The organism is Candidatus Hepatobacter penaei (assembly GCF_000742475.1).
GTDB lineage: Bacteria > Pseudomonadota > Alphaproteobacteria > Holosporales > Hepatobacteraceae > Hepatobacter > Hepatobacter penaei.
In genome coordinates, this window is record NZ_JQAJ01000003.1 from 138252 (window position 1) to 151223 (window position 12972).

Here is a 12972-nt window from a genome sequence, read left to right on the forward strand (position 1 = left end):
GATCCCATAACACATTAACCTTGTGTGCACTGTTCCCTGATGTTGTATCCCTGTTTCTCTGGGTTTTTTATGTGCTTTTTGATTTTGCTGCGCTTCAGCCTCGTGTGTCGACTGGCTTACCTTGATGTGTGATCGTATCTATTCTTGGTTTTGCATGTGCTGTCGCATGTTCAACGGAAGGTCGTTTGTCTGAAGGGGGCCTGGCAGCTAAACAACAGTCAGCCACGATCTCAGCGTCAGAGAGGCCGCAGGGATGGCCTGCACCTCACGCAGGTCAAAAAGATCAGATTTTTCCGTGGCAGTTTTTATATCGCTTTCCTGAACCACAAGGGCAAGGCGCGTTGCGAGACGGCGTGATGTCGCGCCCCGGTGGGGTGTCTTCTGACGGGTCCTCTTGGCTTAAGTGATCCAGTCTTTCATCGACATCGTCAAAAAGATTATTTAAAAAGCCAGCAACAACGTCAGGTGAGACATCGCATGTGATGAGCTCAAGGAGCGTGGCCTGCAGTGTGCGATCAAACAGATCATGAAACACAGCAAAAGCTTCACGCTTATATTCATTCAGGGGATCTTTTTGGGCGTAAGAGCGCAAATGAATGCCTTGGCGCAGGTGATCCAGGGCATAAAGGTGGTCTTTCCAGTTTTGATCGAGGTTTTTGATGAGTAGTTGACGTTCAAGGGCTGCCCAGGCTTCTTGTCCATAACGCTGTTGTTGCCCTTCTAGTGCCTTGTGCACGGCGGCTTCCATGGCTTTTTCGATATCTTCATGCTTGGCGGTCTCTTTGGGGGGCATATCCACGGTTGTGCCTAATTTTTCCATCATACCCTGGTCGAGCCCATCCATATCCCATTGATCAGGGTAGGTGTTAGGGGGCACATAGGCATTCACCAGACTCTTCAAGGTGTGATGAAGGCCATCGCGCAAATAACGTTGGGCGGCGTCGTCTTGGCCTAAGACGTCGTCGCGCCATTGATAAAGCACTTTTCGCTGTTGGTTCATCACGTCATCATATTTAAGCAAATGTTTGCGCACATCGAAGTTTCGTGCTTCCACCTTTTGTTGCGCCTTTTCAAGGGCCCGATTGATCCAGGGGTGGGTAATGGCTTCATTTTCCTGAAGGCCCAGTTTTTTGAGCCAATCATCTAAACGCTCTGAACCGAAAATGCGCATCAGATCATCTTCAAGAGACAGAAAAAACTGGGATTTTCCTGGATCGCCTTGGCGACCGGCACGACCGCGTAGCTGATTATCAATGCGGCGGCTTTCGTGACGTTCGGTGCCGATGACAAAAAGGCCGCCGGTGTCAAGCACTGTCTTATGGTCTTTTTGCAACGCTTCTTGAATCTTTTGATCCACTGCTTTTTGCTGCGCCTCTGTGAGGGAAGGGTCTTTGGCCATCAAAAGACGTTGTTTGAGACTGCCTCCAAGCTCAATATCAGTGCCGCGACCGGCCATGTTTGTGGCAATGGTGATGGCGCCTGGTGCACCTGCTTCGGCAATAATAGCCGCTTCTTTTTCGTGGTGGCGCGCATTCAACACCTGGTGAGGAATGTTGTGCTTATTAAGCAGCTGAGAAAACACTTCAGATTTCTCAATGCTAACCGTGCCCAAAAGGATGGGCTGTTTTTGCGCGTGCACTTTCTTCACCAGAGCAAGAACGGCCTGCTTTTTCTCTTCAAAGGTGCGATATACCTCGTCATCCTGATCTTTGCGCTGAATGGGCTTGTTGGTGGGAATAGAAATAACCCGCAGGTGATAAATTTCTTGAAGCTCAGCTGCCTCTGTGAGCGCTGTGCCTGTCATGCCCGCAAGTTTGGGATAGAGGCGAAAAAAATTTTGATACGTAATCGAAGCAAGGGTTTGGTTTTCGATTTCAATGGGCACCCGCTCCTTGGCCTCAAGGGCTTGGTGCAGGCCATCAGAATAGCGTCTGCCATCCATAATGCGGCCCGTAAACTCATCCACCAATAAGACTTTTTTGTCTTTAACAATATAGTCCACATCACGGCTAAAGAGCTTGTGTGCTTTCAGCGCCTGATCAATATGGTGCACCACACTCATGTTGGGCGTGTCATAAAGGCCATAGCCCTTCATCAACAGGTCTTGCTTTTTGGCCTCTTTTTCGATGTGCTCCACACCTTTGTCTGTCAGCACAACGGATCGATTTTTCTCATCTTTTTCATAATGTTCAGGGGTGAGTGAAGGCATTATGTTGTCAATTTTTTCATACAGCTCTGATGATTGTTCGGCAGGGCCTGAAATAATCAGCGGCGTCCGTGCTTCGTCAATCAAGATGCTGTCTACCTCATCAATCACAGCCATGGAAAAAGGACGTTGCACACGGTCGTCAAGACGGGTTTTCATGTTGTCGCGCAAATAATCAAACCCAAGCTCATTGTTGGTGGCATAGGTGATGTCGGCAGCATAGGCTTGCTTTCGCTCTTCATCGGTGAGCTCGTGAACGATGCATCCCACCGAGAGGCCCAAAAACGCATGCACCCCGCCCATCCACGCAGAGTCGCGTTTGGCAAGGTAATCATTGACCGTCACAACGTGCACACCCTTTCCTTGAAGAGCATTGAGATAAATAGGCAAGGTAGAGACAAGGGTTTTCCCTTCGCCTGTTTTCATTTCTGCAATCATGCCGCGGTGTAAGACAATGCCGCCCAACAGCTGGACATCATAGTGTCGCTGCCCCAGCGTGCGCCGTGCTGCCTCACGCACTGTGGCAAAAGCTTCGGGTAACAGTTCGTCTAAAGAAGCCCCTTGCGCCAGACGTGCTTTGAACAGGGAGGTTTGGTTTTTTAGCTGATCATCGGAAAGTTTTTGTAAGGTGGGTTCAAGGGCATTGATTTGGTCCACCAAGGGCGCCAGTTTTTTTAAGTAGCGCTCACTCACAGGCTTAAGAAAACGAGAAAATAGGGGCAACATAAGGTTCCTGAACTTCACTGCATAACCGACCGACGCCACCAGCCTAGCACAAAACTTTTTAGACGCGAAGGTCCTTCATGTTTTCTAAGGGGGATTGCTGATTAAAAAAAGAGGTACCCGCTACAAGCACTTCCGCACCGGCCTCTTTGAGGATCGGGGCAAGGTCTGATGTCACACCGCCATCCACATGGATGAGAAAAGAGCGGTTCTTTTTTTTGGCATGCAAGGCACGCAATCGGTCCAGCTGTGCCTGTTGAAAGGGCTGGCCACCAAAGCCAGGCTCTACACCCATCAGCACCACATGGTCAAGGTTGTCAAGCCACGGGTCAAGATCAGTCAGGGGTGTGTGTGGGTTGATGGCCATCCCCAGCTCTTTGCCGGCTGCCTTCACCTGCGTTGTCAGATGGTTGTGAGAAGCCATAGCTTCAATGTGCACAGTGAGTGATGTGCATGGGATGTCAAGAAAAAGACGCAGCACAGGTTCATAAGGCTTGGCCATAATATGGACATCTGTTTTGAGGGAAGAATAAGCACATATCGACCGAACAGTGGCTGGGTTGAGAGCAAGGTTGGGCACAAAGTGACCATCCATAACATCAAGATGTACGCGGTCTGCGTCTGCGCGCGTGCAATCATCCAAGGCTTGCGCCAAGTGCAAGGGGTTGGCCGCCAACAACGAAGGCGCTACCAAACACACCCTCTTGTTCATGGGTAATAAAACTCCCTAAAGAAACGTCGCACGACCCAAAAGATCGAGACATAGGCAAACAAAACGATGGCTGTGATAGCGCAGGCAGCAAAAAACAAAAAGGAAGAGAAAAAGGCCACATTCAACCCTTGGTGCAGCATATATCCACGGCCCCGCAGCACATAAAGGGCCACCAGGGCGCTACTGGAAAAGAGGGTGGCAATCACAAAGCCGCGGGCAAGCATGCGTGTGATGCTGGGGCGAATTTGTCGGCACACATAGCCCTCAGAGGCCCCCATAAGCATTAACAAACGGATGGTGGGTTTGTGTGTGCCAAAATAAATAAAAATGTTGGAAAAAAAAGCAAGCGCAAGACATGCGCCGCATAGCACAAGCCAAAACATAAGCAGCACAGAAAACAGGTCATGAAAAAATTGGGCTCCGTACGCCAAGGTGTCATGAACAAAAAAATGAAACTCCAACCCAGTGGCTTTGGCCTCTTGGCGAATGGATGTGATGACGTTGGCCAAGTGCGGTTTAACCCATAAATGAATCAGGGTTGCATGAGAAAAAGCACGGGTTTCCATGTCAGGGTTGGTCACCTTCGGATTGTGCTTCAAGGGGGTTTTGACAATAAGGGTGCCTGTTTTCACATGGGGGTGCTGTTTTATAGTGCGCAAAAACATGCGGGCTTTTTTAAGTTGAGCGGCATCGCTTCCTGCCATCTCAAGAGTGAGTGAGGGCGTTGTGCGGTGGTGTTCTGCAAAAGAAAATCGTTGAAGGTGAATGCAAAAACCCAAGGCTAAGACAAGAAAAATCATACCGCCCATAATCCAAGGCAACAGGGTGGACGAAAGGTTTTTTGCAAAGGGAAGGGGAGAAATTTTCTCACTAAACATGTCGTGCAGCCTTGTTAACGGTGAGATCCTGCGGTTCTGTGTAGGGCATGTTCAGCATTACCCCTTTGTTTTCGATGCGTAACTCTGGTTTGTTAAGATAGTGGACAAAGGATTGATTGTGCGTAGACATGATGACGGTCATGCCATCATTGTTGAGCCGCCTTAAGAGCTCTAGGATTTTAAGCGAGGTATCTTCATCTAAGTTGCCCGTGGGTTCGTCCACAATCAACACATCGGGGCGCCCAATCACAGCACGTGCAATGGCCAGGCGTTTTTTCTCACCGCCCGACAGGGTGAGCACAGATTGGGTTGGCTTGACCAATACCCCCATCCAGGCCAACAGATCTTCGGCATGACCCAAGGCTTTACGCGCATCAAATCCCCTCACATGAAGGGGAAGTGCCACATTTTCTAAAATAGACAGGTGAGGCAAAAAATCATTTTCTTGAAACACAATACCCAGCCTGCGTCGTATCATCATTTTTGCCTTGGCGTTGAGGCCGCGTGTTTTTTTATCAAAAAGGGTGACGGCACCCTCAAAAGGCATAAGATCCATATAGATGACACGGAGTAAAGAGGTTTTGCCCGAGCCGCTGGCGCCTGTTAAAAAATAAAATTCTTTTTCTTCAATCTGAAAAGAAACGTTGCGCAGCAAAAAGCCCTCGCTGTGTGCAATAGAGATGCGGTCAAATGTGACACAAGGTTCCACCAGATGTTCACCTTTTTAAGATATAAAACGGGTAGCTCTTTTTTAACATGTTTAAAATGCCATGCCTAGGATTTTTGATGCGAAGAAGGGATTGCTTTTTTTCATCCTTGAATGTATGTCTGAAATTCATTGGTCCCCATCGTCTAGCGGTCTAGGACATCGCCCTTTCAAGGCGAAAACACGGGTTCGAGTCCCGTTGGGGACGCCACGAAGTCTGGTTTCTTGTATGTGGTGTTGGCTTGTCATTTTATGTTTGTGGTGCTCTCAAGGGTGGGCGACCTTGGAGGTGAGCATCACACGTGGGGCTTTTGAACCCACACCGCTTGCGTTGTCTTGTGGCAGTGGGGGTGGTTATGTGACCAAGATTCAAGATCTGATCTCTCAAGACTTAAAAAATTCAGGCGTTTTTGCGGTGGTTCACCATAAACATGCTTATGCGAAGTGCGTATCACCCCAAACCATGCTGGCCTCGTGGCCGTCACACCACAAGGCGCACTTTCTCTGCGTGTTAACAGTGGCGGAAAGTAGTGCCCGCATGACGGTGACGTGTCACTTGTTTGATGTGGTGAAGAAAAAGGAAATCTCCTCTTTCTCGCTTGTGAACCAATCCAAACATTGGCGCCGCCTGGCTCACAAAGTGTCAGACCGTGTTTATGAGGCTGTGACAGGCACTAAAGGCTATTTTGATACGCAGATAGTTTATGTTGAGGGCTTAGGTGAGGGCAGTAAGAAGTCTTTTCGCCTTATTATGATGGACAGTGATGGCTTTGGGTACAGGCCCCTCAGGCATTTCAACACCTTGGTGAAGATGCCTTACCTAGATGCTGAAAAGGATCGTGTTTTCTATATCCGCAACAGTCCCAAAGACCGCAATCGTCTTTTTATGCTGGACCTTTATTGGAACAGCGAACGCGCCATTAAGACGCCTGGAGATGTTTTTTCCGTGCGTCCTGTGCTTGGCGCTAATCGTCTTGTGTTGGCGCTTAAGCATAACAAGGGATCAGGAAAGTCTTTAGATTATTCTTCTATTGGGTTTTTGGATAAGTCATCTCATCGGTTTTCTTATCTGCTGACGCCTGCGGCGTGTGTGTATGTGTCTCCCACGGGTTCGGTGCACAATGGACGGGTTGTGTTTAATTCAGATCATGAAGGTTTTCCCAGAATCTATGAAACCTCTCTTCAGGGAGGGTGGTTGCGTCGTTTGGGTGATGTAGAAGCACGCTATTATTCCCCGATGCTGAGTGAACCAAATAACGCGTTGGTGTTTGTGCGGCGTGATGCTCTTGGGTTTCATATCGTGACCTTGAGCAAAAAAGGGGGGAGAGAGCGGGTGTTGGCGACGTTTGACTGGGCCGAAAGCCCGTGCTGGGCCCCCTATGGATCGGCGATTATTTTTTCTGCCAAGCGCCACCGTAAAGGGGTGTCAAAATTATACAAAATAGACATGAATAGCTTGAAAATCACAGCTTTTCAAACACATCATGAAGCCATAGAGCCATTTTGGGGAGAGCGGCCATAAAAAAGCTTGCGGAGGATGGACCCTGGTTTGCAAATGATGCTATGATCCATCTTTGGTTGGTTATGACTTTGAATGGCAAAAAAATATTTCCTATAGAAGATGGGGAGTTACCTTTTTTTTTGGATTTTAAAGACATTTTTTAGTAAATACTTAACCAGGCAGATTTTATTATAAAGAAAAAAGCGAAAGGTGATGTGAGATGAAAGTAAAATTTTTAATGATGGCTGTAGCAGCGATGGCAATGACCGCCTGTGATTGCAAAGATAGCCCCCATTCGGGTGCTGACGGTGTGGGCGCAGGTGTGGGCACGGGGCCGACAGCTGAGGCTTTTGCCGCTGAAACAAATCACCGGGTGTATTTTGGTTTTGACCAATATTCTCTCACACCAACGGGGAGAAAGAATCTCGAGAATCAGGCTGATTGGTTAAAAGAGCACACAGGTGTTCATGTTGAGGTTCAGGGCTATTGTGACAAGCGTGGTCCGATCCCCTATAACGATCGCTTGGGATTGCGTCGTGCTGATGCCGCGAAAGCCTATCTCACCACCTTGGGCATCTCCAGCTCACGTATTGAAACCATTACCTATGGTAACCGCGTGACCCTGGTCCCAGGTGACACAGAAGAGATCTACGCAGAAAACCGCGTGGCGATTACGATTGCGAAGTAAGTCATTGCTGACATCGTTATCTGTCTTTGAAAGAAGCTCCTCGGAGCTTCTTTTTTTTTGTGGAAAATGGTCATGACACAGCATTTCCTTGGTAACGAGGGCTTGCTTTTTCTGGGCGAGCCACTTACCTTGAAAGGTATCGGGGCGTAGCGCAGTCTGGTAGCGCACCACGCTGGGGGTGTGGTGGTCGCAGGTTCAAATCCTGCCGCTCCGACCAATATTAAAGCTTTCACCATTGATCGCATACGGCAAACTGTAAGCGTTTTTTCGTACTCAGGTAAGGAAATGGCCAGGAGGGAAGGCTCTCGCCTGAGGAAAACCTCTCCACCCGGGAGGAAATATAGGGACTAGCTGTTTTTTGATAGGGCTCAGCTCCCACCGTATCTACGTTTTCTCGGTCAGAACACCCCCCATGTGCTGAAGCACAGCGATACATTTGAAAAAGGGGGGCTCTTACGATTTAGGCAAAAGAAGCCCGAGATGCTGCAGCGTGCTCAATATGCGCAATTCTGGTGTGCACAGCCGAGCGGTGCCAAATAATACGATAAGAAGCCTTAATCACGATATCCTCAGCTTTGTGCTGGGTATGTGGCTCCGTGGTATTGAGGGTCACAAGGGTCACAAGACCTGGCTGGCTTCCCCGCAAAACACGGCGCAAAAGAGGGGGCATGCCCTCTGTCTCTGCCAAAATGACTTCATCCCAGAAATAGGGTAAATCTGTAGGCGACACGGGAATGCCCGCCACAGCATCACCTTTTTTGAAAAAAGGTGCCATGCACTGATCGGGAACCTTGTGGAACAGAAGATCCTCTTCATAGTAGCGAGAAAGCTGATCAAACTCTTTCTGCATAAACTTTTCTTCTGACATGGCTTTGTTACTTGACTCTTCAAAGGGCCGTATGGGAGAAGGCTCCTCTCCGTTTAAGAGCCAGTTTGCTGTGCAAGACAAGCCAATTTGATTGAACATGGAGACCAGGCTATTTGCCCCTTTTCTTGTCAAATGCGCAACATCGTTTTCCCAAGCTTTAAGCGTGCTTTCACTGATGCCTGTGCGTTTACAAAAATGATTTCTAGATGGAGAGCAGTAAGCGCGAATTGCTCTCAGGCGTTCCCCTGGCGTCTGAAGTTTTAGTACGAATGTCATTGTCGCAAGCACCCTTTTTACGAATAGTCAATTTCGGATTTAATTTATTTACTAATTACTCTCTTATGTGACAACAATCAACAATTTATTTAAACAGACAAAAATAACAGAAAGAACATTTTATAAAATAAACGAGAGTACATTTTAAGCAAAACAAAAAAAATTACAAGTATTCAACTGTATAAATATGGGTGAGTGCTAACGCAAGCGCATCAGCTTCATCAGCAGTTAAGGCAGATTTTATTGACAAACGTTGTTGAATCATAAACACCATTTGTTCTTTTGACGCCTTGCCATACCCCACCAGCATCTTTTTGACGTGTGTAGGTTCATATTCATAAACAGGGCATTGGGCAGTTCCCAGGGCAGCCAAGCAGACCCCTCGTGCAAAGGCAAGCTTGAGGCTGTCTTTTTTGCCACCGCCCACAAGGGTCATTTCAAGGGCAACTTTTTCAGGGGTGTGATGGCGCAAGCAGTGACTAAGCTCATGAAAAAGAAAAGATAATCGCGCGGCCAAAGGGGCTGACACGGGGGGCTTAATGTGTCCCCACGCTTGGGGCGTTACATCGCCATTGTTACAAGATAAAAGGCCCCAGCCTGTGCATCTTAAGCCAGGATCCAGGCCAAGAATGCGCACGGAAACAATTCCTTACGCCCCTTTTTCAGGTGCGTCAGTTTTTTTTGACTTTTTTTGATGCCAAATAGAAGCAAAATCAATAGCTGGTGCCAAATAGAGGGGCGGAAAGCCACTATCCTGGGTAATGTTTGTGACAATCCCCCTGACAAAAGGGAATAAAATACGCGGGCATTCGACCATAAAGATGTCCTCAGCCATGCTTTGGGTAGCGCCTGACAAGATAAAAAGACCCGCGTAACTGAGATCCAGGATATAAATAGGTTTATCCTGGCTCTTCACCGTGCCCACAAGCCGTAAGACAACCTCTGTTTTCCCATCTTCCAAAGGTGTGGATTGGACATCAAATTTGACATCTGTTTCAGGTTGTGCCGGTGGTGATTGAATGTGTTTCAGAAAATGGCTGTTTTCGAAGGAAAGATCCTTGATATACTGGGCGCCGACGGCGAGGTTAATCCCCTTGGGTTTTTCTTGTGTTTCAGCCATTTTTCTACACTTTCATTCAGTAAGACGATACCCCATTCTCTCAGAAAAAGGGGGCCTTTAAAAGGGTGAAAACAGGAAAATCAATGACAGATTGTTACACACACAAGGCAGGGAGGATCAGGTGTGAGAGAGAAAAGGATGAAAGGGCAAGACGTGTTTCTATAAAAGCGTAGGCTATTTTTTTTGTCCGTTGCCTTCAAGAAAAGAGATCGCATCATCTCTTAAGCACGTGGAGAGGTCTGACAGCATGGGTCACGTGGAAGCGTGATGCGTGTCAGGATCTTTGACAAACGTATGCTTAAGTCTTCTATTATAAACGTAAGGGAGGTTTTGCATGTCTTGTCTTGTGGAAAGCTCATGGGTAATGGTTTCATGGCACAATGTGCGGAGCTGCCGATCTTGTTCGGTCATCCTTTCAGGGGAGGTTTGCCCTTGCAGTGTTTTGGTTAAAAACCATAAAGCTTGTGATGGCAGAAACATTTTGCGACTCTTAAGAGATTCTTATGAATTGAGCATGCGACGAAAACCTCTATAAACCATGTACAGCAAGTTAATTTTTTCTAAATGAGCACATCTTCTTTTTCTGGGGTTCGTTATTTCTTTGTGCTTGAATATGACGGACGCTTTTTTTGTGGTTGGCAGCGGCAAAAAGACCAAAAAAGTGTGCAAGCGACGTTTGAAAAAGCGCTCTCACAGGTGACGGGTGAATCGCAAATGTCCTATGCAGCTGGCAGAACCGATGCAGGGGTGCATGCCTGTGCGCAGGTGGCACATGTGACATTGTCTCGGGTCTATGATCATGATCGCCTCAAACGGGGCACCAATTTTTATCTTAAGGCTTCGGGTGTGGTGGTGAAGCGTGTGATCCCGGTGTCTTTAGACATGCATGCTCGGTTTTCGGCTTGTGCGCGTACCTATATCTATATTGTATCTAACACCTCTTATCCCCCTGTGCTTAACGATGGGCGCGTGTGGTGGGTGCCACGACCGCTTCCCGCAGAGAAAATAAAAGAGGCGGCACGTTTTTTGGTGGGGTCTCATGACTTCTCTGCCTTCAGGGCGTCGCACTGTCAGGCCAAGAGCCCCTTCAAAACCCTTGACCACGTCACCATTGATGTGCACAACGACGCGTTTTTTTTCACCTTTTCTGCCCGGTCTTTTTTGCATAACCAGGTGCGCATGATGGTGGGTACGTTGGTGCGTGTGGGGCAAAAAAATCTGCCGCCGCATCATATCCAAAGGCTTCTTCAGCATCCTGATAAAAGCATGAGTGGTCCCTTGGCACCAGCGTGCGGCCTGTATCTCACCGCGGTCTCTTACGATAACTTCACAATATCTTCCAACTCAAGAATGATTTTTTGACGCCATGTGTCTAAGGTAGGCGATGCCAGGATATGAAAAGGAGTGGTGGGCTTTTCTTTAAAAAAAGGCCAAAAAGATGATTTTTGGGCGTTGAAAATAAGAGAGGTGGCCCGGGCGTTATCTTGTTGGGCAAACTCGTACTGTTGATGATATTGGCCAAATGTTTTTTGGTAGATAAGGCGCACATGCTCAAAAAGAAAGACGGGTTTAGGGTTATCGGCCCCAAACGGTTCGAGGCGTTTTAGATCCTCCCATAAATCAAGGGTGAGGCTGTTGAAGGTGAGTACACTGTGAAACGTTTTGGTTGTGTGAGGGGGCGGGGGTGTCTGTTGAGCGCGTTCAAGGCAAAACGCCTGAAAAGAGGCCAGCTGGTCGGTTGTGAGGCTAATGCCTCCTGCCATTTTGTGCCCCCCACCTTGCTCAATAAGGTTTTGGGAGGCGGCTTGTTGAATGAGGTGACCTAGATCACAGTGCGGCAGAGATCGCCCCGAGCCCTTGCCGCCGCCTTGCGTGTTAAAGGTGATCACAAACACAGGTCTTTGATAGGCGTCCTTAAGACGGCTCGCCACAATACCAATAACACCTTCGTGCCATGTATGGCTATGGACCACGATGATCGGATGGTGGCGCTGTGGTTTGGCTTGCTCGAAGGCTTCTTGGGTGACGGCTTTTTCTACGGCTTTGCGCGTCATATTGAGCGTTGTGAGTTGTTCGGCAAGCGTCTGAGCTTCTTCAGGGTTTTCTGTGCTCAACAAGCGACTGGCAAGGTCAGATTGTGCCATGCGACTGCCTGCGTTAAGTCTAGGCCCTAAAACAAACCCTAGGTGATGTGATGTGATATGTGTCAGGTTTGCTTGCTTTATGAGCGTGGACAAGCCTTGTGAGGCACACTGGTTCATGACGTGTAGACCTTTGTGAACCAAAAGGCGATTCACGCCCTGCAAGGGGACCACATCGCAGACGGTGCCTAACGCCACCAAATCTAACATAAGGCGGAGGTCTGGCATGGTGCGGTGTGTGTAAAATCCCTTTTCTTTGAGGGCGTTTCGCAACGCAATCAGGCAAAAAAAACTGACCCCCACTGCCGCCAGGATCGCCATGTTTTGACCCTTTTCTGATGTATCCTTTCTTTTGGGGTTTACAATCGCACACGCAGGGGGGAGGCACACATCAGGGGCATGGTGGTCAACAATTACCACATCCACATTTTTTTTCTGTGCCGTCTCAAGTGCCTCAAAAGCCGTGGTGCCACAATCGAGGGTGATGATCAGCGTGACGTTCTCTTGTGCAAGGGTATGAATGCCTTGAGCGTTAGGCCCATAACCCTCACGAAAGCGATCGGGAATATAAACGCGCACAGGCACGTCGCAGGTTTTGAGAAAGCGCATCCAAAGAGACACACTGGTAGCGCCATCAACATCATAATCTCCCCATAAAGCGATTTTTTCTTTTTTTAAGATAGCTTCACAAATGCGATGTGTGGCCTTCTCAATGGCGGGCAGATCGTAAGGTGAGGGTAGATTGTGCTGAAGAGAGGGGTTTAAAAACGTCTTACCTCCCTCAAGGGTGTGAGCGTGGCGACTCACGAGGCCAGATAAAAAGGGCGTAATTCCCGTGTGTTGGCACAATTGCTGCACAAAGGAGCCCGGTGGATCATAGGCCTCCCACACCGTTTTTTTGAGAGATTGCTGGCCGGCGGCATCTTTCGGCTGAGGAAGGGCAGAAGACATCATGAAGCCTCTCTCCTTAAGGAGTTTTGGATCAACAATGCGCTGTATAATCCATTTCGTCACTCTTTTTTTTGTGATCAGCGCTTTTTCATTATCTTGTCTTCAGGGTATCGAAGATCCTGCGTCTCAAGGGACAGGTGGTAATAACAACAACAGCCAAAACCAAAACCAAGGCAACGACAACAGCGGCGGCAGTAACAAC

The 12972-nt window shown here is 48.3% G+C and carries 11 protein-coding genes, 2 tRNA genes and 1 pseudogene; 6 read left to right on the plus strand and 8 right to left on the minus strand.

Going from position 1 to position 12972, the window contains the following annotated elements:
* Positions 1-283: 283 nt before the first annotated feature.
* Genes secA through IG82_RS0104935 form a run of 4 tightly spaced genes read right to left on the minus strand, consistent with a single transcriptional unit; the run spans position 284 to position 5228 of the window.
* Positions 284-2932, minus strand: coding sequence for a preprotein translocase subunit SecA (secA, locus tag IG82_RS0104920; protein ID WP_052545729.1), 2649 nt, complete (start codon positions 2930-2932; stop codon positions 284-286).
* A gap of 58 nt (positions 2933-2990) precedes the next feature.
* Positions 2991-3641 carry a ribulose-phosphate 3-epimerase gene (locus IG82_RS0104925; RefSeq protein ID WP_031934454.1) on the minus strand — a complete coding sequence of 217 codons (651 nt, stop codon included), beginning with the start codon at positions 3639-3641 and terminating at the stop codon, positions 2991-2993.
* Positions 3638-4519, minus strand: a complete 882-nt coding sequence (locus tag IG82_RS0104930) for a hypothetical protein (RefSeq protein ID WP_031934455.1) — start codon at positions 4517-4519, stop codon at positions 3638-3640. The genes IG82_RS0104925 and IG82_RS0104930 overlap by 4 nt, the downstream gene beginning before the upstream one ends.
* Entirely contained in the window at positions 4512-5228 is a 717-nt protein-coding gene (locus tag IG82_RS0104935; RefSeq protein ID WP_052545730.1) for a cell division ATP-binding protein FtsE, read from the minus strand. The genes IG82_RS0104930 and IG82_RS0104935 overlap by 8 nt, the downstream gene beginning before the upstream one ends.
* Before the next feature lie 132 nt (positions 5229-5360).
* Here IG82_RS0104935 and IG82_RS0104940 point away from each other — a divergent pair.
* The 4 genes from IG82_RS0104940 (at position 5361) to IG82_RS0104960 (ending at position 7631) form a co-directional block, all read left to right on the plus strand.
* A tRNA-Glu gene (locus IG82_RS0104940) sits at positions 5361-5436 on the plus strand.
* Between the two features lie 78 nt (positions 5437-5514).
* Complete coding sequence (locus tag IG82_RS0104945; protein WP_172642907.1) at positions 5515-6747, plus strand: hypothetical protein; 1233 nt, start codon at positions 5515-5517, stop codon at positions 6745-6747.
* Between the two features lie 199 nt (positions 6748-6946).
* Positions 6947-7414 carry an OmpA family protein gene (locus tag IG82_RS0104955; protein ID WP_031934458.1) on the plus strand — a complete coding sequence of 156 codons (468 nt, stop codon included), beginning with the start codon at positions 6947-6949 and terminating at the stop codon, positions 7412-7414.
* 140 nt (positions 7415-7554) lie between these two features.
* Positions 7555-7631 (plus strand) — tRNA-Pro (locus IG82_RS0104960).
* Between the two features lie 243 nt (positions 7632-7874).
* Here the strand turns inward: IG82_RS0104960 and IG82_RS0104965 are convergent.
* The 3 genes from IG82_RS0104965 to secB form a co-directional block, all read right to left on the minus strand.
* Positions 7875-8282: a hypothetical protein gene (locus IG82_RS0104965; protein WP_156095391.1), complete on the minus strand. Its 408-nt coding sequence runs from the start codon at positions 8280-8282 to the stop codon at positions 7875-7877.
* Positions 8283-8721: 439 nt separating this feature from the next.
* Positions 8722-9195, minus strand: a complete 474-nt coding sequence (gene ruvC, locus IG82_RS0104975; RefSeq protein WP_052545731.1) for a crossover junction endodeoxyribonuclease RuvC — start codon at positions 9193-9195, stop codon at positions 8722-8724.
* 12 nt (positions 9196-9207) lie between these two features.
* Positions 9208-9678: a protein-export chaperone SecB gene (gene secB, locus IG82_RS0104980; RefSeq protein WP_031934461.1), complete on the minus strand. Its 471-nt coding sequence runs from the start codon at positions 9676-9678 to the stop codon at positions 9208-9210.
* A gap of 564 nt (positions 9679-10242) precedes the next feature.
* On the opposite strand from secB, the gene truA reads away from it, so the two are divergent.
* Positions 10243-11040 carry a tRNA pseudouridine(38-40) synthase TruA gene (gene truA, locus IG82_RS0104990; RefSeq protein WP_031934463.1) on the plus strand — a complete coding sequence of 266 codons (798 nt, stop codon included), beginning with the start codon at positions 10243-10245 and terminating at the stop codon, positions 11038-11040.
* On the opposite strand, the gene recJ is transcribed toward truA, so the two are convergent.
* Positions 10995-12773 carry a single-stranded-DNA-specific exonuclease RecJ gene (gene recJ / locus IG82_RS0104995; protein WP_052545732.1) on the minus strand — a complete coding sequence of 593 codons (1779 nt, stop codon included), beginning with the start codon at positions 12771-12773 and terminating at the stop codon, positions 10995-10997. The genes truA and recJ overlap by 46 nt on opposite strands.
* Between recJ and IG82_RS07265 the strand changes: the two are divergent.
* Positions 12772-12972 (plus strand): annotated as a pseudogene (locus IG82_RS07265) (hypothetical protein); the annotation flags it as partial. The gene recJ and the pseudogene IG82_RS07265 sit on opposite strands and share 2 nt — an antisense overlap.